The sequence below is a fragment of the Mycobacteriales bacterium genome, assembly GCA_035995165.1.
GTDB lineage: Bacteria > Actinomycetota > Actinomycetes > Mycobacteriales > CADCTP01 > CADCTP01.
The window spans coordinates 1-24,263 of sequence record DASYKU010000007.1 but is presented as its reverse complement, the minus strand read 5'-3'; the positions used below and the strand labels follow the sequence as shown (position 1 = coordinate 24,263).

Sequence of the window (24,263 nt, the reverse complement as noted above, 5' to 3'; positions counted from 1 at the left end):
ATCCGGGCGGGAACCGTGGGGGCGGGTGGATGCCGCGGGGTCAGCGGTGGCCGGCTCGGAAGTCGTCCGGATCCGCCTGCAGGAGCTGGTCGAGCCGCTCCTCCACCGCCAGCCGCTGGGCGGTCAGCGCGGCCGCGGCGGCGCGCAGGGTCAGGCTGTCGACACCGGCCAGCGCGGGCCCGCGCCAGAGCGCGAGCGCGGCCGCCAGCTCCGGCGTGTCGGCCCCGGCCGACAGCGCGGTGAAGCGGTCGACGTCCAGCGAGTGCGCGTCCGGCCGGAACCGGTACCCGCGGCCGTCGGTGTCGATCGACCGCGGGATCCGCTGCCGGAGCCGGCCGATGAGCTTGTGCACCTGGTGGGTGGCGGTGGCCGGGGGCGGGCCGTCCCAGAGCACGTCGACGAGCTCGTCCAGTCCGACCACCCGGCCGCCGGCCAGCAGCAGCGCGGCCAGCGCCTTCACGGCCTGCGGGCCGCCGACCGCGAGGCGGCGCCGGCCGTCGCGGACCTCGACCGGCCCCAGCAGGAGGAATTCCACGCGGGCCAGGGAAGCATCCGGAACGGACGGACCGGCAGTTCGGGGCGTGATCGGGACCTGATCGTCTGACAATTGTGATTTCCGGCCCGATCGGGTGAACCTGTCCGGTCAGGACGCGGGCGGACACCGGCAGCTCCTGCTGGTCCTCACCAGGGGCTGACCCCGGCCCCGGGTGGGGTTGAATCGGGTGCGTGGGCTCGATCGCGTACGACCTCGCCGACTGGGCCGGCGCGCTGCGGCCCACCCCGGCCGACCTCGAGCTGGCCGACCGGTCGCTGCGGGACACGGTCGCGGTGACGCTGGCCGCCCGCGACCACCCGGTGGCGGCGCTGGCCGCGGGTGCGCTCGGGCCGGGCGGCCGGTGGGCGGCGGCCGGGCACGTGCTCGACTTCGACGACCTGCACATGGAATCGACCTCGCACGTGAGCGTGGTCTGCGTGCCGGCGGTGCTGTCAGCCGGCGGTGACGCCCGGGCGTACCTGGCCGGGGCCGGGGTGATGGCGCGGCTCGGCGCCGCCCTGGGCTGGGCCCACTACGCGGCCGGCTGGCATGCGACCTGCACCGCCGGGGCGCTCGGGGCCGCGGCCGGGGCCTCGGTCGCACTCGGTCTGGGCGTGGACGCGACGGCGACCGCGCTGGCGCTGGCGGTGCCGGGCGCGGGCGGGGTGCAGCGGGCGTTCGGGACCGACGCGAAGTCGCTGCAGGTCGGGTTCGCGGTGGACGCCGGGGTACGGGCGGCGCGGCTCGCGGCGGCCGGCGCGGGGGCCGACCTCGCCGCGGTCGACGCCTGGTTCGCGCTGGTCGGCGGGGTTTCTCCGCCGGACCTGGCCGACCCCGGCCGGGGCGCGATCGATCTGGGCGGGCCGGCGGTGCCCGGCGGGCTGGCGATCAAGGTCTATCCCTGCTGCTACGCGTTGCAGCGGCCGATCAGCGCGCTGGCCTCGCTGCGGGACCGGCTCGATCCGGCCGCGGTCGACCGGATCGTGCTGCGCACTCCCGAGGCGACGGTCGCGCCGCTCATCCACCACCGGCCCGAGACCGGGCTGCAGGCCAAGTTCAGCCTGGAGTACGCGGCCGCGACCGCGCTGCTCGACCCGTACTCGGGGTTCGAGGCGTTCACCGACGCGGCCGCCCGCCGGCCTGCGGCCCGGGAGCTCGTCTCGCGGGTCGAGGTCGAGCTGAGCCCGGGCGGGGACGGGCTGCTGGCCGGGTCGCTGGAGGCCGAGGTCCGGACCGGGACGCAGACCCTGCGGGTCAGCCAGCAGCTCCCGCCGGGTTCGCCCGCACGGCCGCCGACCGGCGCCGAGCTGCAGGCCAAGATCGACGACTGCACGGCCGGCCTGGACATCGGCCCGGTGACCTGGTCGACCGCGGCCGATGTGCTTCGCACCCACCTACCCGAGGGACCAGCATGAACGAGCTGACCGAGGACGAGACGGCGATCGTCGCGCTGGTGCGTGAGTTCGTGGATCGCGACGTGAAGCCAGTGGTCCGGGAGCTGGAGCACGAGAACACGTACCCGGAGAAGCTCATCGAGCGGATGAAGCAGCTGGGGATCTTCGGGTTGGCGATCCCGGCGCCGTGGGGCGAGGCGGTCGTGTCCACGCCCTGCTACGCCGCGGTGACCGAGGAGCTGGCGCGGGGGTGGATGAGCCTGGCCGGCGCGATGGGCGGGCACACCGTGGTGGCCAAGCTGCTGCTGGCGTACGGGACCGAGGAGCAGCAGGACCGCTACCTGGCCCGGATGGCGACCGGCGAGGTCCGGGCGACGATGGCGCTGACCGAGCCCGGCGGCGGGTCCGATCTGCAGGCGATGCGGACCGTAGCCCGTCGTGACGGGGACGCGTACGTGGTGAACGGGTCGAAGACCTGGATCACCAACGCCCGCCGGTCCCAGCTGGTCGCGCTGTTGTGCAAGACCGACCCGGAGGCGTCGCCGCCGCACCGGGGGGTGAGCATCCTGCTGGTCGAGCACGGTCCCGGCTTCACCGTCTCCCGGGACCTGCCCAAGCTCGGCTACAAGGGCGTGGAGAGCTGCGAGCTGGCCTTCGACGACTTCCGGGTGCCCGCGTCCGCGCTGCTCGGCGGCGCCGAGGGGTCCGGGTTCGCCCAGATGATGCGAGGGCTGGAGATCGGCCGGATCCAGGTCGCGGCCCGGGCGGTCGGGGTCGGCGCCGCCGCGCTGGAGGACTCGCTGCGGTACGCCCAGGAGCGGGAGAGCTTCGGGCAGCCGATCTGGCAGCACCAGTCGGTCGGCAACCTGCTCGCGGACATGGCGACCTCGGTGGAGGCGGCGCGTCAGCTCGTCCTGCACGCGGCCCGGGTCTACGAGTCCGGCGAGCGGGCCGACCTGGAAGCCGGCATGGCGAAGCTGTTCGCGTCGGAGACCGCGATGAAGGTCGCGCTGGACGCGGTCCGCGTGCACGGCGGGTACGGGTACTCCACCGAGTTCGACGTCGAGCGGTACTTCCGGGACGCGCCGCTCATGATCGTCGGCGAGGGGACGAACGAGATCCAGCGGACCGTGATCACCCGCCAGTTGATCAAGCGTAACCCGGCGGGCCGATGAGCTCGCCGGGCAAGACGCCCGACACGGCCGGGGGCCCGGCACCGGCCGGGGACGGGGCGCCGCCGGCGGGTGCGGCCGGGCGGCTGGCCGGGGACGGGGCGCCGGCGGGCGCGGCCGGGCCGCTGGCGGGCGTGACGGTGGTGGCGCTGGAACAGGCCGTCGCGGCTCCGTTCGCGACCCGGCAGCTGGCCGACCTCGGCGCCCGGGTGATCAAGGTCGAGCGCCCGGGCGGCGACTTCGCCCGCGGCTACGACACGACCGTGCGCGGCCAGTCCAGCTACTTCGTCTGGCTCAACCGGAGCAAGGAGAGCGTGACGCTCGACCTCGCCGTGCCCGCCGACCTGGCCGTACTGCGCTCGCTGCTGGCGGGCGCCGACGTGTTCGTACAGAACCTCAAGCCGGGCGTCGCCGAGCGTTTCGGTCTCGGCGCGTCGACGCTGACCGCGGCGCACCCCCGGCTGATCACCTGCTCGGTCTCCGGCTACGGCGCCGGCGGCCCGTACGCCGCCAAGAAGGCGTACGACCTGCTGGTCCAGTGCGAGGCCGGGGTCCTGTCGGTGACCGGGACCCCGGACGAGCCGGCCAAGGTCGGCATCTCCGTCGCCGACATCGCCGCCGGCATGTACGCCTACACCGGCATCCTCACCGCCCTCTACGACCGGGAACGCACCGGGCACGGCAGCTCGTTCGAGGTGTCGATGCTGGAGGCACTGGGCGAGTGGATGACCCAGCCGATGCTGTTCTCCGTGTACGGCGGGGCGCCGCCGCGCCGGGTCGGCGCGCGGCACGCGTCGATCTCGCCGTACGGGCCGTACGTGGCCGGGGACGGGGCGGCGGTGTTCATCGGCGTGCAGAACGACCGCGAGTGGGCCGTGCTGTGCGCACGGCTGCTGGACGATCCGGCGCTGGCGGCGCGGTTCCCGGCGAACCCGGACCGGGTCGCCCACGACGACGAGATCACCGCCCGGATCGAGGCCGGCCTCGCCGGGATGACCGCGGACGAGGCCGCCGAACGGCTGGACGGGATCGGCATCGCCAACGCGCGGCTGCGAACGGCGGCCGAGCTCGCCGACCACCCGCAGCTCGCGGCCCGGGACCGGTGGCGGTCGGTGGACACCCCCGGCGGTCCCGTCCGGACGCTGCTCCCGCCGGTCACGGTGGCGGGCTGGACGCCGTCGCTGGGGCCGGTACCGGCGCCGGGCGAGCACACCGAGGCGGTCAAGCGCGGTGGATGAGCTGATCACGCCGGGGCCGGCGGCCGCGCTGGCCGGCCTGCTCGGCGTACCCGCGCCCGCCGCTGAGCTGCCGCCGCTGTGGCACTGGGTCTACCTGCTCGACCGGCCGCCGCAGGCCGACCTCGGCCCGGACGGGCACCCGGTCCGCGGGGTCACGCTGGTGCCGCCGGGGCCGGGCCGGCGCCGGATGTGGGCCGGCGGCCGGGTCCGCGTGCTCGGCTCCGTCCACTTCGGACAGGAGGCGCGCCGGAACAGCGCGGTGACGTCCACTGTGGACAAAGAGGGGACGTCGGGCCCGCTCACGTTCGTCACCGTGACGCACGAGATCAGGCAGGGCGGCCGGGCCGTGATCGTGGAGGAGCAGGACGTCGTCTACCGGGCGCCCGGCCCGGAACTGCCTGGGGTACAGGATGATCCGGTCCCGGCCGGGCCGCGGGAGTGGGAGATCGAGACCTCGCCGACCCTGCTGTTCCGGTTCTCGGCGCTGACGTACAACGGGCATCGGATCCACTACGACCGGGACTACGCGCGCGACGTCGAGGGATACCCCGGGCTGCTCACGCACGGCCCGCTGCAGGCGCTGGCCATGGCCTGGTCGCTGCGGGCGGGGCCGCGGGGCACGTTCTCGTACCGGTTGCTGGCGCCGTTGTTCGACTTCCAGGGGATGCGGGTGTCCGCGGCGCCGGACGGGACCGCCGCGGTGCGCGACCGGGGCGGCCGGCAGACGGCGGCCGGGCGCTGGGAGCCGGCGTGAGCGTGCGGCTGGAGGGCGTCCGCAAGCGGTTCGGGCGGGCCGAGCCCTGGGTGCTCGACGGGATCGACGCCACGTTCGCGGCCGGGGCGGTGACGCTCGTCGTCGGCGGCAACGGGTCCGGCAAGTCGACGCTGCTGCGGACGGTCGTGGGCGCGTCGGCGCCGACCCGGGGGCGGGTGCTGCGCCCGGCCGGCCCGGCCGCGTACGTGCCCGAGCGGCTGCCGGCCGAGCTGCGGATGACGGCCCGGCAGTACGTCCGGCACATGGGCCGGCTGCGCGGGCTGCCCGCGCCGGCGGTGACGGCGCGGGCGGAGGAGCTGTTCGAGCGGCTCGGGCTGCGGCCCGGGCCGGACGTCCCGGTCGGGGAGCTGTCCAAGGGCAACAGCCAGAAGGTCGCGCTGACCCAGGCGCTGCTGGCGCCGACCGCGCTGCTCGTGCTCGACGAGCCGTACACGGGGCTGGACCCGGCGGCCGCGGCGGCGCTGACCGGGCTGGTGCTCGGCGCCCGCGAGCACGGGGCGGCGGTGCTGCTCAGCGGGCACGAGACCGCCGTCTCCCCGGAGGCCGACGCGACGTACGCCGTTCGCGGCGGGGTCCTGGCCGCGGTGGACGCGCCGGCCGCGGTCCGGACCCGGCTGGTGCTGCGGCGCGGCCGGGCGGATGCGGCGCCGCCGCCGGGTGGGGTCTGGGACGCCGGGCGGGGACTGCTGGTCGTGGTCACGGCCGATCCGGACGAGACGCTGCGGACCGCGTTGGCCACGGGCTGGTCGTTCGTCGAGGGCGTGCGGTCGTGACCGCGCTGCTGCGCTACGTCGCCGCGGACTCGCTGCGGGCCGAGCGGTGGGCGGCGCCGGTGCTGCTGTTCCTCGGCGCGACCGCGGCCTTCAACGCGGACGAGGGCGGGGACGCGCTGGCCTGTTACGGCTTCACCGCCGCCGTGCTGCTGCCGGTCGCGGTCTGGCTCACCGTGGCCGTCAGCAACAGCGAAGATCCGGTGCAGCAGGACGTCACCGCGGTCACCGTGGGCGGCGCCCTGCGCGTACGGCTGGCGAAACTGTGGTGCGCGGCGATCCTGTGCGTCGTCCTAGCGATCGGCGCGCTGATCTGGTCGCCGGTGGCGGGCAACCCCGACCGGCCGAGCTGGGTCGTCGCCGGGGCGGCCGCGCACGCGATCACGCTGGTGGCCGGGGTGGCGATCGGCGCGGTGCTGAGCCGGCCGGTGGTGACGCGGCTGAGCATCGTCGTGTTCGGGGCGACGCTGGCGCTGCTGCTGGAGCTGGCCCTGCCGATCCCGCCGCTGCGGCCGATGCTGACGCTCTTCGACGCCGACCACCCGGGCGCGCTGGCCTGGCCGCTGACCGCGATCGCGGCCGAGACGGTGGTGCTCGCGGCGGCGTTGATCGCGGTCGCCCACCGCGTCGCACGGCACCGGACCTGAGCATCGCCTACCGTCGGCGTCCGTGGAGGACCTGATCGCCTGGTGCGGGTTCGCGGCGTCCGGGAACGCCGCCCTCCGCAGCCGCAGCGTGCTCGCCCCCGACTGACCCCTAGTGGGTCGACGGGGTCGAGCCGAAGGCGGTCATGAAGTTGTTGCGGAAGGCGTCCATCCGCCACTCCGGCGCGTTCGGCGCCGGCCGTAGCCCGTCCGTCCAGTCCCAGGACGAGATCTTGTCGAGCACCGCCGGGTCCTTGGCCACGATCGTGATCGGCACGTCCCGGCTGGCGTCCTGCCCGGTCACCACCGGTGCCGGCTGGTGGTCGCCGAGGAAGATCAGCACCAGGTTCTTGTCGCCGTACGTCTCGATGTAGGAGATGAGCGCGTTGAGCGAGTACTGGATCGAGCCGATGTAGGACGCCCGCAGCTTGTTCGGGTCGCCGATGATCGACCCGGGCGCACCGCCGGCCTGGTTGGCCGGGTCGTTGAAGATCGAGCCGTCGCCGAGCTTGTCCCAGTCGACCATCTTCGGGATCGGCGTCCACGGGCTGTGGCTGGAGACCGTGGTGATCTCCGCGAACAAGGGCGCGTGCCCCGGCTGCATCGAGCGCTGCTGGAACTGCTGGTACGTGTACTGGTCCGGCATCGTCGCGTAGCTGAAGTGCGGGCCCTTGTAGCCCAGGTTGTTGAGGTTGTACTCGGTCTCGTAGCCGTAGAACTGGCCCTCCGGCCAGGCGCGGTCGATCACCGGCTCGGTGCTGACCGTGTGCCAGCCTGCCTTCTTGAACGCGCTGGTCAGCGTCAGCCGGTTGCCTGACGTCAGCGACCGGTACCGCTGCTGGTTGTTGATGTAGAGCCCGGACAGCATCGAGGCGTGCGCCAGCCAGCTGCCGCCGCCGACCGTCGAGGAGCTGATCCACCCGCTCCTGGCCGCGAACCCGGCCGCCTCCAGCGACTTCGTCCCGGCGTCGAGCTGTGCGTCCACCGGCGGCGCGAACGTCGGGTCCTCGACCGCGTACCGGCCGTAGGACTCGACGAAGGTGAGCACCACGTCCTTGCCCTTCAGCCCCGTGAACAGCTCGTTGGCGGGCGTGTCCTTGAACGGGTCGACCGCCGCCTCCTGCTGGAAGGCGTCCTTGTCGTTCAGACCGGTACGGATCTGCTGGGCGCGGTTGACGACGAGCTGCTCGTCCGCCCGGGACGCGACCGGCACGCCGTGCACCACCTGCGCGCCGAACGCCGCGCACGCGATCCAGGCGACCGTGAGCAGCGCGGTCGCGCCGACCGCGACCCGGTTGTGCCGCACCACCAGCGTGGTCAGCCGCAGCATCGACAGCACCATCAGGGTCAGGATCGCGATGACCAGCAGGAAGGCGCCGATCACCGCGAGGATCGCGCCGAACGTGCCGATCGAGTCCTGCACGACCCCGGCCGCGGAGCCGAGCAGGAACCAGTCGAGCACCAGGTCGAACGGCCGGGCCAGCGAGGCGGTGAAGCCGATGTCGATGACCTTGATGATCGTGAGCAGGCCGAGCAGGACGCCGAGCAGGACCGCGACGACCCGGCGTACGGGCCGGGGCAGCACGAGCAGCACGACGACCGCGACCAGCGCCTCCAGCGGGATCCGGAGGAAGGACTTCGCGTGCAGCTGGCCGTAGTTGTCCGGGACGGTGAGCGCGAACAACACGAAGATCGCGGCCAGCACGGTGAGCACGATCAGGATTCCGCCGCGGACCTTGCCCCGCCGCTTGACCTGGCCGTCGGCTGCTTCCGCTCTCGATTCAGCGTCCGTCGTCGCCTCGGTCCCCGGCTCCGGGGCGGCGTCCTCGGTCCCGGCGGCCGGGACGGCGACGGCATCGGCGGCCGGCTCGTCCTCGGTCTCCGGGCGGCGGAAACGGGTCAGGAGGGACAACGTAGGACCTCGTCTGTCAGCGGACCGGTGTCTGGGTGAAGTGGTGGACCTTCGCCGCCAGGTACGCGGCGTTCGCCGGGCTGCGGTGCACGCCCGTCGGCACCTGCTCGGTGATCGTCAGGCCGAGGTGCTCGAGCTGCTCGGTCTTGTCCGGGTTGTTGGTCAACAGGGCCATCCGCTCGATGCCGAGCGCCGCGAGCATCTGGGCGGCGGCCGTGTAGTCGCGCTCGTCCTCGCCGTGCCCGAGCGCCAGGTTCGCCTCGTACGTGTCCAGCCCCGCGTCCTGCAGCGCGTACGCGTCGAGCTTGCTGTAGAGGCCGATGCCCCGGCCCTCCTGGCGCAGGTAGAGCACGTAGCCGCCGACGCCGGCGATCCGCTCGACCGCCTCCCGCAGCTGCGGACCGCAGTCGCAGCGCTGGCTGCCGAACACGTCGCCGGTGAGGCACTCGCTGTGCGGGCGGACCAGCGGGACCGTGTCGTCGGCGAGCTCGCCCAGGCCGACCGCGAGGTGCTCCTCGCCGTCGACGAGCCCGTCGAAGGTGAACACCCGAGCCGTCGTGCTGTAGCCGTCGGAAAACCGGAGCGGGACCGTCACCTGCCTGCGGACCGTCGCGGCGGGCGCCTCAGTCAATGCCGAGGCCTTGGGTCCGAGGACGCACGAGCCGCGCGGCGGCGGTCCGGGCGGCCCAGGTCCGCGGGTACGTCGTCTCTCGCGGGCTCGGTACGAGCGCGGCCGCCGGGCGCGCCGGGCGCGCCGCCGGATCCACCGGCGGCCGCAACCGCCGGCTCAGCAGCACCGCCGCGCCGGGCAGGCTCGCGACCAGCACCAGCGCCCCGTACAGCACGGCGGTGGTGACGCCCTGGGCCGCGGTCAGCCCGGCCGCGCCGAACGCCCACGCCGCCACGCCCTCGCGCGGGCCGAACCCGGCCACGTTCAGCGGCACGGTCATCACCGCGAGCATGAGCAGCGCGAGCGGGATGAGCAGCCTCATTGGCGCGTGCGACCCGGCGGCGTGCGCGGCGACCAGGAAGGTTGCCGCATGCCCGGTCACCGCGACCACGGACGCGACGAGCGCGCGGGGCCAGACCCGGCGGGCGAGCAGGCTGTCACGGACGTCGGCCCGGGCCGTCCGGACCCCGCGGGCCCAGCGGGACAGGCCGTTGTGCGGGAGCAGCCAGACCAGCAGCGCCACGGCCAGCACGACCGTGACGCCGATGCCGGCGACCAGCGGCATCGCCGAGCGCACGGGCGACGGGAACGCGAACAGGACGACCACCATCAAGGCCACCTGAACGATTTGGCCCGCGGTGCGCTCCCAGACCACAGCCCGTACGCCCCGGGACACATCGCCGACCTCGCGCCCGTGGTTGACCGCCCGGTGCACGTCGCCGAGCACGCCGCCCGGCAGCGTCGAGTTGAGGAAGATCGACCGGTAGCAGTCGGCGACCGCGGTCCGCAGCGGGAGCGCGAGCCCCAGCCCACCCGCGACCACGCTCCACCGCCAGGCCGAGGCCACGGTGGTGACGATCCCGATCGCGAACGCCACCGCCAGCGAGCCGGCGTCGATCTGGCGCAGCGCGTCCAGGAACGGGCCGGTCCCCAGCCGCCAGACCAGGACGGCGAGGATGGCCAGGCCGGTCAGCGGTCGGGCCCAGGCCCAGATCGTCCGCCGCCTCAGCCCGGCGCGGGACGGCCCGCGGCCGGGTCTCTGGGCGGGCGGCGCCGGAGGCGGCAGCACCGGTGCGCTCGTCATCGGTCTCCCCTCGAACGGCACTTACTGCTGGATCCACGTCGGAAGCGGGACCCGGGTTCAGACGATTCCCGGCACCAGGAGATCGGCGTGGCCGACGACGACGCCGAGCCGGCCCGCGGCCATGTCATCCCTGCGCCGGGCCGCGTACGCCGTCGCCCGCCCGGTCAGCTCGATCCGTTGCCCGCACGCGGCACCCACCCAACCGGTGAGCCACTCCTCGGTCAGCGCGCCGGATCCCAGCCGCCAGGGGGTGTCCCGGACCTCGACCGGGCGGCCGCGCCGGCGGAAGGCCGCGGCGGCCGTGGCGGCGGCGTCCGGGCCGAGCAGCGTGCGGCCCCCGACCGTCCGGCGCTGGTGGTCGTCGAAGGCGGCCGCGAGCGCCGCGTCCAGCGGGTCGGGCGGGTCCAGCTCGACCTGGCCGATCACGGAGAGCGTCAGCAACGCCGGCGCCCCGGCGCAGGCCCCGACGATCCGCTCGACCTCCTCGGCCGTGAGCATGTCGAGCAGCGCCGACGCGGTGACCAGGGACGCGCCGGCCAGATCGGCGGCGGTCAGCCGGGTCAGGTCGCCGCCCCGGGTCTCGGCCGTCACCCCGGCCGGCAGGCTCGCGACGGCCCGCCGCAGCAGCGCCGGGTCACGGTCGTGCAGCACCCAGTGCTGCGGGCCGGGCAGCTGCGGGGCCAGCCAGCGCACCATCGAGCCGGTCCCGCTGCCGAGGTCGTGGATCACCAGCGGGGCCCGCGCCCGCAGCCGCCGGACCAGCTCGGTCGAGCGCGCGGCGGCGTCGGCCGGCTCCCGCAGCGCCAGCCAGTCCGCGAAGTCGATCACGCGTCACCCGGGAAGCCGGCCGGGACCGCCGGGATCCCGGTCAGGACGTCCGCGACGATGCCGGCGGTGACGTCCCAGCCGGTGAGCGTCTCCCGTCGGGCCACGGCCGAGCGCCGCAGCCGCGCCCGCAGGTCGGCGTCGGTCAGCCAGCGCCGCAGCGCCGCGGCCAACGCGCCGGGGTCCTCCGGCGGCACGAGCAGCCCGGGCACGCTGCCGTCCGGGGCCTCGCCGAGCGCGTCCGGCAGCCCGCCGACCGCGGTCGCGAGCACCGGCACGCCGCGGGCGAGCGCCTCCGTCACCACCATCCCGTACGTCTCCCCGCGGGAGGCGAGCACGAGCAGGTCGGCCCGCGCGTACGCGGCGTCGAGGTCGGCGCCGACCAGTGGGCCCGCGAACCGGATCGTGCCGGGTGCCCGGTCCCGCAGCGCGGCGACGAACTCCGGCTCCCTCGTCAGCGATCCCACGTACGCGCACTCGTACGGCTGTCCGACCGAGGTCAGCGCGTCGGTGAGCAGGTCGTGGCCCTTGTGCGGGGACACCGCGGCGACGCAGAGCAGCCGGGAACCGGCCGGCGACCCGGGCGCCAGCGGGGCCGGGTCCACCCCGGGCGTCGCGACCGTCACCGGCGGCGGCACGTCGAGCAGGTCACGGGTCCACGGGCTGGTCGTGACCACCGCCCGGGCCGCGGTGAGCACCTTGGCCTCGGCGTCGTCGCCCAGCGGCATGTGCACCAGCGGGACCAGCCGCAGCCGCTTCGCCGCCGGCACCAGCTCGTCCGGCGCGGCCGAGCCGACCAGCCCGTCGACCAGCACGAGCGCGTCGTCCGGCAGCGCGGCCAGGGTCCGGGCCAGGAAGGCCCGCTCGTCCTGTGACGGGGCCGGCCAGCTGCCCGGGACGGCCAGCTCGACCACGGTCCAGCCGCGGGCGGACAGGCCCCGCAGGAGCCGGCGGTCGTAGACGTTGCCGCCGCTCGGCGTACGGGGGTCGTCGATGTCGTTGGGCAGGACGACGTGCAGGGTCCTCATAGGACGCGCTCGTAACTCGCCCACGCGATGTGTGACTCGTGCAGCGTGACCAGGATCCCGGCCAGCCCGCGCGCGTGCTCACCGAACGCGCCGGCGTGGATCCGGTCGGCCAGCCGGTCGGCGACGACCTTGGCCAGCGCCTCGGTCGAGGTGTTCGTGCCGGCGAAGTCGGGCTCGTCGTCGAGGTTGCGGTAGTTCAGCGCGCCGAGCAGCGCGGCCAGCTCCTGGGACGCGGCGCCGATGTCGACGACCAGCCCGTCGGGGTCGAGCTCGCCCCGGCGGAAGGTGGCGTCCACGACGTACGTCGCGCCGTGCAGCCGCTGGGCCGGCCCGAAGACCGCCCCGGTGAAGCTGTGGGCGATCATCATGTGATCACGGACGGTCACGCTGAACACGGCTCATCCCCCGTCGTGGCTGGTGTCGTAGCGGATGCGGTGGCAGAGCGCCGGCAGCGTCCCCGCGGCCAGCCCGGCCAGCACGCCGGGCAACTCCTCGAACGCGGACTCCCCGGTGATCAGGACGTCGAACGCCGGGTCCCGCAGCAGCTCCAGCGCCAGCCCGAGCCGGTCGGCGTACGTCCGGTCCGGCCGGGCCACGGTCCCGACCTGGCTGCTGCTGATCGAGAGCCGGCCGGAGTGGAAGGCGCCGCCGAGGGCGAGCGTGACCTCGCGGTCGCCGTACCAGCTCAGCTCGACCACGCGGCCTTCCGGGGCCAGCAGCTCCAGCGAGCGCTGCAGTCCGGCCGCGGTCGCGCTCGCGTGCACGACCAGGTCCCGGCCGCCGGTGGCGTCGGCCGGCCGCGCGAAGCCGGCCCCGAGCGCGGCCGCGACCGGTGCCCGGCCCGGGTCCGCGTCCACGACCTGCACGTCGACCCCGGGGATGCGGGCCAGCAGCGCAGCCACGCAGCAGCCGACCATGCCGGCGCCGACCACGCTGACCCGGTCGCCGAGCAGCGGCCGGGCGTCCCAGAGCGCGTTCACCGCGGTCTCCACCGTGCCGGCCAGGATCGCCCGCCCGGCCGGGACGCCGTCCGGGACCGGCAGCACCGCCGAGGCCGGCACCACGTACGCGCTCTGGTGCGGGTAGAGGCAGAACACGGTCCGGCCGGCCAGCGGACCTTCGACGACCACCCCGACGTTCAGGTAGCCGTATTTCACCGGGGCCGGAAAGTCGCCCTCCTGGTACGGAGCGCGCATGGTCCCGTACTGACCGGGTGGCACCTGGCCGCGGAAGACCAGGGTCTCGGTGCCCCGGCTGATCCCCGAGAACAGGGTCCTGACCAGCACGTCCGCGTCGCCGCGAGCCGGTAGCCGGACGGTCCGGAGCTCGCCGACGCCGGGCTCGCGCAGCCAGAACGCCTTGGCTTCGCCTGCCATCGGTGTCCTCCCGCTCCCGAACTGCTCCCGAACCGAACCGCGACCGGCCCCGTGTAGATCGAGCGGGGCACTTCTAGTGACGGAGGCATGGTGCCGACGGTTCGGACCGGTCCGGCGATCGGATTCGCTGTGCAGATCCTCGTCCTCGCGGCGCTGGCCGCGACGACCGGTCTGGGTCCGTGGGCCTGGCTGGCCGGGATCGCGTACGGCGCCGAGCTCTGGGCCGTCCTGCGCCACCAGACCCTCGGGCCGGCCGACCGGGTCACGCTGTTCCGGGCGACGCTGGTCGGCGGCGTGACCGCGCTGGCCGTGGACGCGCTGACCGGGACCGGCCCGGCGCCGCGGGCGGTGCTGGTCCCGCTGGCCGCGCTCGCGCTGTCGCTCGACTCGGTCGACGGCTGGGTCGCCCGGCGGACCCACACCGAGTCCGAGCGCGGCGCCCGCTTCGACTACGAGGTCGACGCATACCTGCTGCTCGTGCTGAGCGTCTACCTGGTCCGGCCGGCCGGCGTCTGGGTGCTCGCGATCGGCGCGATGCGGTACGCGTTCATCGCCGCCGGCTGGGCGCTCCCGTGGCTGCGGGCCCCGCTGCCGGGGCGTCTCTGGGGCAAGGCAGTGGCCGTGATCCAGGGCATCGCGCTCGTGGTCGCGGCCGCGGACGTGTTGCCCCGGGCACTGAACGTAGTGATGCTGGCGGTCGCGCTGGCCCTGCTGGTCGAATCGTTCGGTCGGTCCATCGTCTGGCTCTGGCGGCACCGCGCTCTGAGGGGACCCGGACTTGAGTCACTTCCAGGCCGTCCTGTTCGACGCCGGCGACACGATGATCCGGCTGTCCGGCAACGGCGAGACGCTGCTGCATGAGGCGGCGGCCCGGCTCGGCACGTCCCTCGACCCGGATCGGGTCCGGCAGGTCTGGCGGCGGGTGCTCGACCGCAGCAGCACGGCCGAGGAGCTGGCCAAGGGCCGCGATCTCTCCAGCGCCCGGCACCGCGAGGTCTGGACCGCGCTCTACACCGAGGCCGGCTGCGAGACCCTGACCCCCGGCCTGAGCGACGCCCTGTACGCGTCGACGATCAGCGCCGACTCCTGGGAGGCCTTCCCCGACACCGTGCCCACGCTCCGGGCCGTACGGGAGCGGGGGTTGCGGATCGGAGTGGTCAGCGACACCGGGTTCGACCTGCGGCCGGCGATGGGCCAGCTGGGCATCTCGCCGTACCTGGACACAGTGGTGATGTCCTTCGAGCACGGTGTCTGCAAACCGGACCCGAGAGTGTTCCGTACGGCCTGCGACCAGCTCGGTGTCGACCCGGCCCGCTGCCTGATGGTCGGCGACAACCCGCTGACCGACTCGGGCGCCGTCGGTGCCGGCCTCTACGCGTTCCTGCTGCCGCCGCCGGCCAAGACCGGCCCGCGCGGCCTCGACCACATCCTGTCCCTGCTCTGACGCCGGACCGCCGGCCCGGTCGGGGCGTCGGCCACCGCGAAGATCGCCGGGCCTCGGGCCTCGGGCCTCGGGCCGCGGGGCCGCCGGGCCTCGGCCGCCGACCCTCGGCCGCCGACCCTCGGACGCTGACTCTCGGCCGTCGGCGGGAGCGCGGAGTGGGAGAGGGTGGGCGGGGAGGTTCAGGCGGGGCGCCGGGCGGTGAGGATGTCGCGGGCGATGGACTGGTCGACGCGGTGCCGGAACCCCTCCAGCGGCAGCGGTTCGAGCCCGGCGTCGGCGAGCAGCCCGGCCGCGTCCTCGCGCTTCGCCACGTGCGTGTTCCAAGCGATCCCGACCGCCCCGCCCGGCCGCAGCAGCTCCCGCCAGACCGGCGCGGCCGCGGCCAGCAGCTCCAACGGGCTGCGGGCCAGCGCGGCGCCGGTCCGGCTGCCGTGCTGCACCCCGTACGGCGCGTCGGCCACGATCACGTCGAAGCTCCCGGCCCGGAAGAACTCCCGCGCCCGTACGGTGTCCTGGCCGATGACCTCGACGTCCTGGGTCGCGCCGGCCTTGTGGTCCTCCCGGCTCGCCGCCAGCGTCGCGTGCACCCGCCGGGCCACCACCTGCCGGTTGCGCCGGATCGGTGCGGTGTCGATGTGGTGCTTGATCCGCTTCCGCTTGAGCCAGGTCGACAGGAACGCCGAGTACGCCTCGACGTCCTTGCCGTCGACGTCCATCCCGGCCGCGTCGAAGCCGTACATGAGGGCCTGGTTGAGCGTGGTGCCGCGGCCGCAGAGCGGGTCCAGCACCCGCAGCCGCCGGTCCAGCAGATCGCCCGCGAACGCCGAGGACAGCACGGTCACGTTGAGCAGCAGCTTGGTGAAGTGCTCGTTGGTCTTGCCGGAGTACTTCTGGATCGTGATGAGGTCGTCGTCGTACCGGTCCAGCGGGCGCAGCGGGACCGGTCGCAGCAGCTCGCCCTCGAAGGAGAACAGCGCGTAGACCGAGGACAGGTTGGACAGGTACGCGACGTCCCGCTCGGTCAGCTCCGCCGTGAACGTCACGTACGGCACCCCGCCGATGGTGCTGAGCTCGGTGTCGGTGATCCGGTCGCCGAGCGCGGACCGGCCGAAGAGCTCCAGCTCGGCGCGGGTGAGCGCGACGGAGGACTCGGCATAGACGCGATTCGCGGAGGGGGAGATGAGTAGGCCGTACCGCATGATCGGGGAAGTGTGACACATGGTTGGAATGCCGATTGGGTATCTGCCGGTGGTGACCGTCATCAGACCGGCAGGCGAACGCACCCTCTGGCAGGAACTGGGCGCGGCCGGCCGCCGGGCGGTCCCCTGGTTCGTCGCGGTCGGCGTCGTGGTCGTGCTGATCGGGCTGCTCATCACGAAGGTCGTGGAGAACACCGGGTTCGCGAAGGACGACGCGGGGGTGGACCGCTGGTTCGCCTCGCATCGCACGCCGACCGTCAACACGCTGACCCACATCGGGACACTGTTCGGCGAGACCGTGACGATCGTCGGGCTCACCGCGATCACCGTGGTCGTGTTCCGGATCGTGTTCCACCGCTGGCGCGAGTCGGTGTTCCTGGTCGTCTGCGTGATCGGTCAGTCGTTGATCTTCCTGGTCGGGACGTTGCTCATCGACCGCAAGCGGCCGCCGGTGGCACACCTGGACGACTCGCCGCCGACCTCGAGCTTCCCGTCCGGGCACACCGCGGCGTCCACCGCGTACTGGGTCGGGACGGCGCTGGTGATCGCCTGGCACACCCGGCACGTCTGGCTGCGGGCGTTGCTGCTGGTGGTCGGCGTCCTGGTGCCGATCACGGTCGCGACCTGCCGGATGTACCGCGGGATGCACTACCCGACCGACACCTCCACCAGCTTCCTGTTCTCGCTCGCTCTGCTGGCGATCACGGCCTGGGCGCTGCCGCTGACCACCCGCTCCCGCACCCCGCTCCGGCAGCGTACCGCCGTGCACTGACCCCACCCCCCGACCCCGGGCTCATCCGCGCAGGCCAGGATGGGTGACCGGAACCGGGTGGGGGAGGGCACGTGCGCAACGAGGTCCAGCTGATCGCGTACGCCGACCGGTTGGGCGGCTCGCTGCCGGCGCTGGGCCGGTTGCTGGACGGCCCGCTGGACGGCCTGTTCGGCGGCGTGCACGTGCTGCCGTTCTTCGTCCCGTACGACGGGGCCGACGCCGGCTACGACCCGGTCGACCACACCCGGGTCGACCGCCGCCTCGGCACCTGGGATGACGTCGCCGCGCTCGGCCGTGACCGGGACACCGTCGTCGACCTCATCGTCAACCACGTCTCCGCCGCGACCACGGAGTTCCGCGAGGTCGTCGAGCAGGGCGACACCGCGCCGCACGCGGGCATGTTCCTCACCTTCGACCGGGTCTTCCCGGGCGGCGCGACCGAGGCCGACCTGGTCCAGATCGTCCGGCCGCGGCCGGGGCTGCCGTTCACGCCGATGGTGCTCGGCGACCGGCACGCGCTGGTCTGGACGACGTTCACCAGCCGCCAGGTCGACATCGACGTGCACCACCCGGCGGCCCGGCAATACCTGGCCACGATCCTGCGGCAGCTGGCCGACCACGGCGTCGGGATGGTCCGGCTGGACGCGATCGGGTACGCGGTGAAGACCGCCGGCAGCTCCTGCTTCCTCACCCCGGAGACCGACGCGTTCATCGCCGACCTCACCGACGAGGCGCACCGGCTCGGGCTGGCCGTCCTCACCGAGGTGCACGCTCCGCACCGGTACGCCGTCGAGCTGGCCGAGCAGGTCGACCGCGTCTACGACTTCGCGCTGGCGCCGCTGATCCTGCACGCGTTGCTGGCCGGGGACGTCGAGCCGCTGCGGGTCTGGCTGGCGATGCGGCCGCACAACACCGTGACCGTGCTGGAGACGCACGACGGCATCGGCATGGTCGACGCCGGCCCGGACTACGCCGCCGAGGGCACCGTCGGCCTGCTCTCCGAGCGCGAGCTCTACGGCCTGGCCAACCGGATCTCCCGCAACAGCGGCGGTACGGCGGTGGCGCTGGAGACCCCGACCGGCGGGCTCTACCGGGTCGACTGCACCGTCTACGACGCGGTCGGCGCGGACGACCGGCGCTACCTGCTGGCCCGGCTGATCCAGTTCTGCACGCCCGGCATCCCGCAGGTCTACTACGTGGGCCTGCTCGGCGGCCGCAACGCCGTCGACAAGCCGCTCGGCACCGACAGCCGCGAGATCAACCGCCGGCACTACACCTCGACCCAGGTCGTCGAGGCGCTGCGGCAGCCGATGGTGCGGGCGCTGACCCGGCTGATCCGGTTCCGCAACGCGCACCCGGCCTTCGGCGGCGAGTTCACCCTGCCCGACACCCCGGCCGGCCGGCTGCGGATGGAGTGGCGGTCCGGCGCCGAGGAGGTCCTGCTCGCCGTCGACCTCACCGACGCGAGCTACCAGCTCACCTACACCGCCACCGGCCGCACCCACACCCTCACCGACGTCGCCGACCTCCCGTACTGACCGCCCGTCCCGACCCGCCGGCCCGCATCGACGGTCGCCGAACGGTCTCAGTCGAGGAAGTCGGCGAGCATGGGGAGGAGGAGCTCGGGGCGGCGGGTGGCCTGCATGTGGGTGGTGCCGGGCAGCACGGCGAGCCGCGAGCCGGGGATGAGGCGCTGCATCACCGCGGCGTGGTCGATGGTGATGAAGTCGTGGTCGCCGAGGACGATCAGCGTGGGCGCGGTGATGCCGGCCAGCTGCTCGTCGCTCCAGCCCTTCAGGTCGTTCTGGTTCTGCGACAGCGCGGTCATGAACTCGGTGAAGTGCTCCGGGTGCGGCGACAGCCGCGCGTACGCCTCCTGCATGCCGGCGAAGTCCTCCTGGGTCGGCATCCGGGTCGAGGTCGCGTGCCGGCTGACGTCCGTCAGGTCCTCGTGCATGCCGTCCGGGCGCACACTGGCCGAGATCGGCACGATCGAGAGCAGCCGGTCGGGGTGGCTGACCGCGAGCTCCAGCGTGACAGCACCGCCCATGCTGTGGCCCAGGACGTGGGCCCGGTCGATGCCGAGGTGGTCCAGCAGGCCGACGACGTCGGACGCCGACGTGGCCGGGGAGATCTCGCGGTCGATGTCCGCGGTCCGGCCGTGGCCCTGCAGCTCGACGCCGATGACCGTGTGCTTCTCGGCCAGCGTCGGGATCAGCGTCGCGAAGTTGAGGTCGATCGTCATGATGCCGCCGTGCAGCAGGACCAGCGGCGAGCCTTCGCCGGTGATCTCGTAGTACATGTGCAGACCGTTGACGTCGGCGTAGCCGTTGCGCTGGGTCACGTCGTCCTCCGGGGCGACTCGGGGCCGGCTCGGCGCCGGTCTCTCACCCTGGCTACGAATACCCGGCGCCGGGATCGACACCCCCGCGGAAGAATCTCCGCGGGGGTGTCTCGCCTCAGGACGAGCAGGGGACGCCGACGAACCCGAGGTGCGCGCCCGGCGTCCGGTCGGTGAACCGGCAACCGAACGTCGGCGACGCGACCGTCCGAGCGTCGGTGACCCGGTCGCCGGCCGGCCGGCGACCGTGGTCGACCCAGGACACCAGGTCGGAGAACCCGCTCTGCAGCTCGGACTGGGTGAAGTCGCAGTGCCCGACGCCGCGGATCGCCCGGCTGACGAACAGCCGCGACTGGCCGTGCGCGGCGACCCGCTGAGCGTAGATCTGCTCCATCGAGAACGGGACGAACAGGTCGCCCAGGTCGTGCATGGACAGCACCGGGATCCGCGGGTCGCCGAACACCTTGGGCACGCCGTTCAGCTGGCGGGACGGCGGCGTGGTCGGCGCGACCCGCAGCACCGAGCGGTTGAGCGCGCGCTCGGCCGCGGTGAGCCGGCCGACGCTGTCACCGATCCGGTACACGGTGAAGCGGTTGTCGACGAGGTTGCCGTCGGCGATCCCCTCGGTCCCGCCGGACAGTGCCGGGTTGACCCCGAACAGGAACGGGACGTCGGTCAGCGGCGCGAAGCTGGTGCTGGACCAGAACGCGAACCCGCTGGCGAACCCGGGCCGGTTGCCGCCGGTCCGCTGCTCGACCGCGCTGGCCCAGGCCTGCCCGGTCGGGGTCAGCGAGACCGCGGCCGGGTTGCCGGTGACGAAGCCGGTGCCGAGCTTGGGCAGCTCGGAGTGCACCTGCGCGTCGAACGTCGGCGCGTACGCCTGCCCGGCCTCCAGCGTCGTCGGGAACTGGACGTCCGTCCCGGTCAGCGCGGCCGCCGTGACGTTGGCGTCGTTGAAGTAGTCGAAGAGCTCCTTGTCGCCGAGCACGCCGCAGACCGGCATCGCGCCGACGAAGTCGCCGCGGAAGTGCTCGATCTCGACCGCGGTGATCTGGCCGCCCATCGAGGCGCCGGTCATGTAGACCGAGCGGGCCTGGCGGTGCACCTTGCCCGCGACGAGCGCGATCAGCGTGTGCGAATCGAGGGCACCCTGCCCGACGTCGTACCCGTTGGTGGAGTAGCCGGACGCGGCCCAGGCGAACCCGTGCGCGACGAAGTACGACCGCAGCGGCGAGCTGTCGACCCAGACGGTCGTGCCGTTGCCGCGGAAGCCGTGCGCGTACAGAGCGAGCTGGCCGTTCCAGTGGTCCGGCACCTCGATCCGGTACGGCGCGCCGGCCACGATCCCGGTCATCGTGCGCGAGACGGCCCGACCGCGGGCGTCCAGCGTCGGCGTGAACCGGGCGCCGGAGTACGCCGCGCCGGTGAAGTCGCAGCGCGGGTCGGCGACCGTGTAGCCCGCCTGGGTGGTCGAGACGGTGGTCGTGCAGTCCGGACCCGTCGGGGCCGGATCCTCGGCGACCGGAGCGGGACGGGCCCCGTGGCCCGGTCCGGGTTGCGCCTGCGCCGTCGCCGGCAGCCCGAAGACCAGCAGGAACAGACCCAGCAGCACACCGAGTGCTCGGGACCATTGCAGGCGTCTCGTCACGGCTCAACCTCCACACTGAGGCACGATTGGCAACGAACCAACCGGGAGGCGTGATCCTGACATCGTCCGTCCGTCGGCGCCATAAGCAGTTGTTTACCTGTGGACGACGACCGGCCCCGGACATGGCTGTGCGGCGGCCCCGACGTCGTGACGCCGGGACCGCCGCACGCTCAGCTCAGTGGCTGAGAAGCTCAGATCGGCCGGACGTGCTCGGCCTGCGGGCCCTTCTGACCCTGGGTGATGTCGAACTCCACCCGCTGGTTCTCATCGAGGCTGCGGTAGCCGTTGGCGTCGATGGCCGAGAAGTGGACGAAGACGTCGGCGCCGCCGCCGTCCGGGGCGATGAAGCCGAAGCCCTTCTCGCCGTTGAACCACTTCACACTGCCTTGAGTCATTCACTGTCTCCTGGTGAGTACTTCCGCGGGCCGCACTTGCGGCTACGGCTGGTTGCGGAGTGCTTCACCGAATCCCAGGAACTGAGAGAGACGACGACGCCGCGGTCACTTCCCGCAAACGTCGAAACGATCGAGAGAATGAACTACGTACCACAACCGATCACGACGCTACCACGTGTGGGCGCCATCGTTCCTGTCTCGCACGCGGCCAGTAGAAAGAGGTCATGACCGGATCCAGCAGCCGGGTCGTCGTGTACGGCCTGGGCGGCACCATCTCGATGGGCGCGGCCGGACCCGGCGGGGTCGTGCCGTCCCTCTCGCCCGCGGACCTGATGGCCGCGGTGCCGGGCCTCGACCGCACCGGGATCGAGCTGGAGGTGGTCGACCTGCGCCGCCTGCCGGGCGCGTCGGTCGGGTTCGCCGACGTGGCCGCGGTGCTCGCCGCCCTGCCGGACTCGTTCGGCGCCGGCGCGACCGGCGCGGTCGTGATCCAGGGGACGGACACGATCGAGGAGACCGCGTACCTGCTGGACCTGCTGCACCCGGGTCCGCAGCCGGTCGTCGTCACCGGCGCCATGCGCAACCCGACCCTCGCCGGCGCCGACGGACCGGCGAACCTGCTGGCCGCGGTGCAGGTCGCGGCCGGTCCGGCCGCGGTCGGACTGGGTGCGCTGGTGGTGTTCGCGGACGAGATCCACGCGGCCCGGCGGGTCCGCAAGACCAACACGACGAGCATCGGGACGTTCCGTTCGCCGGACACCGGGCCGCTCGGGCATGTCGTCGAGGGCCGGCCGGTGCTGCTGTCCCGGCCCGGCCGGCGGACGGTCGTCCCGGCCGGCGACCGGCCCGCGCGCGTCGCCCTGGTGACGATGGCCTTCGACGACGACGGGGTGCTGCTGGACGGGCTGGCCGGGCGGGTCGACGGGCTGGTGCTGGCCGCGCTCGGTGCCGGGCACGTCCCCGAGCGGCTGGTGCCGGTGCTGACCGAGCTCGCCGCGGGGATGCCGGTGGTGCTCGCCTCCCGGACGGGCTCCGGGTCGGTGGTCGCCTCGACGTACGCGTTCGCGGGCTCGGAGTCGGACCTGCTCGGCCGGGGGCTGATCCGGGCCGGGTTCCTCGACCCGTTCAAGGCCCGGCTGCTGCTGCACACCCTGCTCGCGGCCGGGGCCGACGACGCCACGATCCGGGCCGCCTTCGGCGCCGCCGGCGGGTACGCGGACACGTGGCCGTATCGGTAACCTCTGTGTTACGGTCTCCGCCCGATCACCGAGGCGAGGGGGCGCGGCGATGGCGGTCGGCAGCAAGGACGATCCCTGGATCCTGAAGACGGCGCCGGGATCCTCGGAGTACTCGATGTACAAGGACGCGGCTGCGGACCCGCCCGCGCTGGTCTGCCAGGTCGGCTCGACCACACTGAAATACCACCTCAGCGCCATCGAGGACCTGCACGATTGGCTGCGCAAGCAGGACGGCTGGGTCGACCTCGGCGCGGCCGACGAGAAGAAGCCGGTCACCGACGGCACCGTCGAGGCCTGGGGCCGCTCGTCCGACAATCCGGTCGGCGGCTGGTACGGCCTGCGCAACGGCTACCGCGGCCGCTTCGGCATGTACCTGCCGCCGCTGCTGGAGGAGCTCGGCCTGGCCGAGCTCACTCACGACGCGCGCAACAACCAGGTCCGCGCAGTCTCACCCCAGTAGGTCCCGGGTGGCCGCGGCATCGGGGCGGTCGGCCGGGTCGAGCGCGTGGGCGATGCGGGGGCACAGCCCGTCCGCAGTCCGGAGCAGCTCGGGCGCCTGCGGGTCGGCTGCGGACGAGCAGGGCGCGGCCCGCACCCGTCCCCGCAACCGTCCAGCATCCTCGGGACATGGGCATTCAGCCGGTCGTCGGCCTGGTCTGCTGCGCCGCCGGCGGGGTCGAGGGGGTCCGCGAGGGATACGTGGAGCCGGCGCTCGCCCGCGGCTGGCGGGTCGCCGTGACCCTGACGCCGACCGCGGCCACCTGGCTGGCGGCCATCGGCGAGATCGGCCGCCTCGCCGCCGCGACCGGCTTCCCGGTCCGCTCCCGACCGCGCCTGCCGACCGAGCCGCGTCCGCACCCTCAGCCCGACTGCTGGGTCGTCGCCCGCGACCGCAATACGGTCGCCGCCCGCTGGCCCACCCTCCTCACCGCCACCGCACAGGCGCTGTCCCCCTGAGACGTAGCGCCCGGACCCACGAGTGCCCGGGCGCACGGAGGCCCGGGCACCGCGAGGTGCCCGGGCCCCAGAAGACCGGATGGATCAGCTGAGGTCGAACCGGTCCAGGGTCATGACCTTGTCCCAGGCCGCGACGAAGTCGCGGACGAACTTCTCGGTCGCGTCGGACGAGGCGTACACCTCGGCGATCGCGCGGAGCTGGGAGTGCGAGCCGACGACCAGGTCGACGGCGGTCGCGGTCCACTTCGGCTGGCCGGTGCCGCGGTCCGAGCCCTCGAAGACGTTCTCGGCCGTACCGGTCTTCCATTCCGTGCCGGCGTCGAGCAGGTTGACGAAGAAGTCGTTCGTCAGCGTGCCGGGACGGTCGGTGAGGATGCCGTGCTCGCCGATGTTCAGCGCCCGCAGGCCACCGATCAGCACCGTCATCTCCGGCGCGGTCAGCGTGAGCAGGTTGGCCTTGTCCAGCAGCCGCAGCTCCGCCGGCAGCTTGTCACCGGCCCGCACCCAGTTGCGGAAGCCGTCCGCGACCGGCTCGAGCACGGCGAAGGACTCGACGTCGGTCTGCTCCTGCGTGGCGTCCGTACGCCCAGGCGTGAACGGCACCGTGATGTCGTGGCCGGCGTCGCGGGCGGCCTGCTCCACGGCCGCGCACCCGCCCAGCACGATGAGGTCGGCCAGCGAGATGGTGCCGCCGAACTCCTGCCGGATCCGCTCCAGCGTCTCCAGCACGGGCGCCGTGCCGGCGTTGATCTCCCAGCTGCGCTGCGGCTCCAGCCGCAGCCGGGCCCCGTTGGCACCGCCGCGCATGTCGGTGCCGCGGAAGCTCGACGCCGCCGCCCATGCCGT

General features: G+C 73.7%; 26 protein-coding genes. 13 read left to right on the top strand and 13 right to left on the bottom strand.

The window, feature by feature from the left end:
• Positions 1–40 precede the first annotated feature (40 nt).
• Positions 41–535 carry a BTAD domain-containing putative transcriptional regulator gene (locus tag VGP36_01380; protein HEV7653376.1) on the bottom strand — a complete coding sequence of 165 codons (495 nt, stop codon included), beginning with the start codon at positions 533–535 and terminating at the stop codon, positions 41–43.
• Between the two features lie 191 nt (positions 536–726).
• Here VGP36_01380 and VGP36_01375 point away from each other — a divergent pair, with 191 nt between their 5' ends.
• The 6 genes from VGP36_01375 to VGP36_01350 are packed head-to-tail and all read left to right on the top strand — an operon-like array spanning position 727 to position 6,531.
• Positions 727–1,950, top strand: coding sequence for an MmgE/PrpD family protein (locus VGP36_01375; protein HEV7653375.1), 1,224 nt, complete (start codon positions 727–729; stop codon positions 1,948–1,950).
• Positions 1,947–3,104: an acyl-CoA dehydrogenase family protein gene (locus VGP36_01370; protein ID HEV7653374.1), complete on the top strand. Its 1,158-nt coding sequence runs from the start codon at positions 1,947–1,949 to the stop codon at positions 3,102–3,104. Before VGP36_01375 ends, VGP36_01370 begins: the two co-directional genes overlap by 4 nt.
• Positions 3,101–4,339, top strand: coding sequence for a CaiB/BaiF CoA-transferase family protein (locus VGP36_01365; GenBank protein HEV7653373.1), 1,239 nt, complete (start codon positions 3,101–3,103; stop codon positions 4,337–4,339). Before VGP36_01370 ends, VGP36_01365 begins: the two co-directional genes overlap by 4 nt.
• Positions 4,332–5,093, top strand: coding sequence for a MaoC family dehydratase N-terminal domain-containing protein (locus VGP36_01360; protein HEV7653372.1), 762 nt, complete (start codon positions 4,332–4,334; stop codon positions 5,091–5,093). Before VGP36_01365 ends, VGP36_01360 begins: the two co-directional genes overlap by 8 nt.
• A complete protein-coding gene (locus VGP36_01355; protein ID HEV7653371.1) occupies positions 5,090–5,887 on the top strand; it encodes an ABC transporter ATP-binding protein in 798 nt (265 codons plus the stop codon). Before VGP36_01360 ends, VGP36_01355 begins: the two co-directional genes overlap by 4 nt.
• Entirely contained in the window at positions 5,884–6,531 is a 648-nt protein-coding gene (locus VGP36_01350; protein HEV7653370.1) for a hypothetical protein, read from the top strand. Before VGP36_01355 ends, VGP36_01350 begins: the two co-directional genes overlap by 4 nt.
• A gap of 109 nt (positions 6,532–6,640) precedes the next feature.
• On the opposite strand, the gene VGP36_01345 is transcribed toward VGP36_01350, so the two are convergent.
• The 7 genes from VGP36_01345 to VGP36_01315 are packed head-to-tail and all read right to left on the bottom strand — an operon-like array spanning position 6,641 to position 13,423.
• Positions 6,641–8,440, bottom strand: a complete 1,800-nt coding sequence (locus VGP36_01345) for a sulfatase-like hydrolase/transferase (protein ID HEV7653369.1) — start codon at positions 8,438–8,440, stop codon at positions 6,641–6,643.
• A gap of 16 nt (positions 8,441–8,456) precedes the next feature.
• Positions 8,457–9,035 carry a GTP cyclohydrolase II gene (ribA, locus tag VGP36_01340; GenBank protein HEV7653368.1) on the bottom strand — a complete coding sequence of 193 codons (579 nt, stop codon included), beginning with the start codon at positions 9,033–9,035 and terminating at the stop codon, positions 8,457–8,459.
• A 28-nt stretch (positions 9,036–9,063) separates the two neighbouring features.
• Positions 9,064–10,194 carry a lysylphosphatidylglycerol synthase transmembrane domain-containing protein gene (locus tag VGP36_01335; protein ID HEV7653367.1) on the bottom strand — a complete coding sequence of 377 codons (1,131 nt, stop codon included), beginning with the start codon at positions 10,192–10,194 and terminating at the stop codon, positions 9,064–9,066.
• 57 nt (positions 10,195–10,251) lie between these two features.
• Positions 10,252–11,022 (bottom strand): class I SAM-dependent methyltransferase, encoded by a 771-nt coding sequence (locus VGP36_01330; protein HEV7653366.1) that lies wholly within the window; start codon positions 11,020–11,022, stop codon positions 10,252–10,254.
• Positions 11,019–12,047: a glycosyltransferase family 4 protein gene (locus tag VGP36_01325; GenBank protein HEV7653365.1), complete on the bottom strand. Its 1,029-nt coding sequence runs from the start codon at positions 12,045–12,047 to the stop codon at positions 11,019–11,021. The genes VGP36_01330 and VGP36_01325 overlap by 4 nt, the downstream gene beginning before the upstream one ends.
• Entirely contained in the window at positions 12,044–12,442 is a 399-nt protein-coding gene (locus tag VGP36_01320; protein ID HEV7653364.1) for a 6-carboxytetrahydropterin synthase, read from the bottom strand. Before VGP36_01320 ends, VGP36_01325 begins: the two co-directional genes overlap by 4 nt.
• Positions 12,443–12,445: 3 nt before the next feature.
• Entirely contained in the window at positions 12,446–13,423 is a 978-nt protein-coding gene (locus VGP36_01315; GenBank protein ID HEV7653363.1) for an NAD(P)-binding protein, read from the bottom strand.
• A gap of 129 nt (positions 13,424–13,552) precedes the next feature.
• Between VGP36_01315 and VGP36_01310 the strand changes: the two genes are divergently transcribed.
• Positions 13,553–14,284, top strand: a complete 732-nt coding sequence (locus tag VGP36_01310) for a CDP-alcohol phosphatidyltransferase family protein (GenBank protein ID HEV7653362.1) — start codon at positions 13,553–13,555, stop codon at positions 14,282–14,284.
• Positions 14,202–14,867 carry an HAD-IA family hydrolase gene (locus VGP36_01305; GenBank protein HEV7653361.1) on the top strand — a complete coding sequence of 222 codons (666 nt, stop codon included), beginning with the start codon at positions 14,202–14,204 and terminating at the stop codon, positions 14,865–14,867. Before VGP36_01310 ends, VGP36_01305 begins: the two co-directional genes overlap by 83 nt.
• Before the next feature lie 179 nt (positions 14,868–15,046).
• Here VGP36_01305 and VGP36_01300 read toward each other — a convergent pair whose 3' ends face one another.
• Positions 15,047–16,066: an SAM-dependent methyltransferase gene (locus VGP36_01300; protein ID HEV7653360.1), complete on the bottom strand. Its 1,020-nt coding sequence runs from the start codon at positions 16,064–16,066 to the stop codon at positions 15,047–15,049.
• Positions 16,067–16,118: 52 nt separating this feature from the next.
• Between VGP36_01300 and VGP36_01295 the strand changes: the two genes are divergently transcribed.
• Positions 16,119–16,838, top strand: coding sequence for a phosphatase PAP2 family protein (locus tag VGP36_01295; GenBank protein ID HEV7653359.1), 720 nt, complete (start codon positions 16,119–16,121; stop codon positions 16,836–16,838).
• A gap of 71 nt (positions 16,839–16,909) precedes the next feature.
• On the top strand, positions 16,910–18,376 hold the full coding sequence (gene gtfA, locus VGP36_01290) for a sucrose phosphorylase (protein ID HEV7653358.1): 1,467 nt from the start codon (positions 16,910–16,912) through the stop codon (positions 18,374–18,376).
• 47 nt (positions 18,377–18,423) lie between these two features.
• Here gtfA and VGP36_01285 read toward each other — a convergent pair whose 3' ends face one another.
• The 3 genes from VGP36_01285 to VGP36_01275 form a co-directional block, all read right to left on the bottom strand.
• Positions 18,424–19,182, bottom strand: a complete 759-nt coding sequence (locus tag VGP36_01285; protein HEV7653357.1) for an alpha/beta hydrolase — start codon at positions 19,180–19,182, stop codon at positions 18,424–18,426.
• A 115-nt stretch (positions 19,183–19,297) separates the two neighbouring features.
• Positions 19,298–20,827, bottom strand: coding sequence for a hypothetical protein (locus tag VGP36_01280; protein HEV7653356.1), 1,530 nt, complete (start codon positions 20,825–20,827; stop codon positions 19,298–19,300).
• A gap of 191 nt (positions 20,828–21,018) precedes the next feature.
• Entirely contained in the window at positions 21,019–21,222 is a 204-nt protein-coding gene (locus VGP36_01275; GenBank protein HEV7653355.1) for a cold-shock protein, read from the bottom strand.
• Between the two features lie 224 nt (positions 21,223–21,446).
• Between VGP36_01275 and VGP36_01270 the strand changes: the two genes are divergently transcribed.
• The 3 genes from VGP36_01270 (at position 21,447) to VGP36_01260 (ending at position 23,417) form a co-directional block, all read left to right on the top strand.
• Positions 21,447–22,460, top strand: coding sequence for an asparaginase (locus VGP36_01270; GenBank protein HEV7653354.1), 1,014 nt, complete (start codon positions 21,447–21,449; stop codon positions 22,458–22,460).
• Positions 22,461–22,509: 49 nt separating this feature from the next.
• Entirely contained in the window at positions 22,510–22,920 is a 411-nt protein-coding gene (locus VGP36_01265) for a hypothetical protein (GenBank protein ID HEV7653353.1), read from the top strand.
• Positions 22,921–23,087: 167 nt separating this feature from the next.
• Positions 23,088–23,417: a hypothetical protein gene (locus VGP36_01260; GenBank protein ID HEV7653352.1), complete on the top strand. Its 330-nt coding sequence runs from the start codon at positions 23,088–23,090 to the stop codon at positions 23,415–23,417.
• An 84-nt stretch (positions 23,418–23,501) separates the two neighbouring features.
• Here VGP36_01260 and VGP36_01255 read toward each other — a convergent pair.
• The coding region (locus VGP36_01255) for a peroxidase family protein (protein HEV7653351.1) at positions 23,502–24,263 on the bottom strand (762 nt) is incomplete at its 5' end.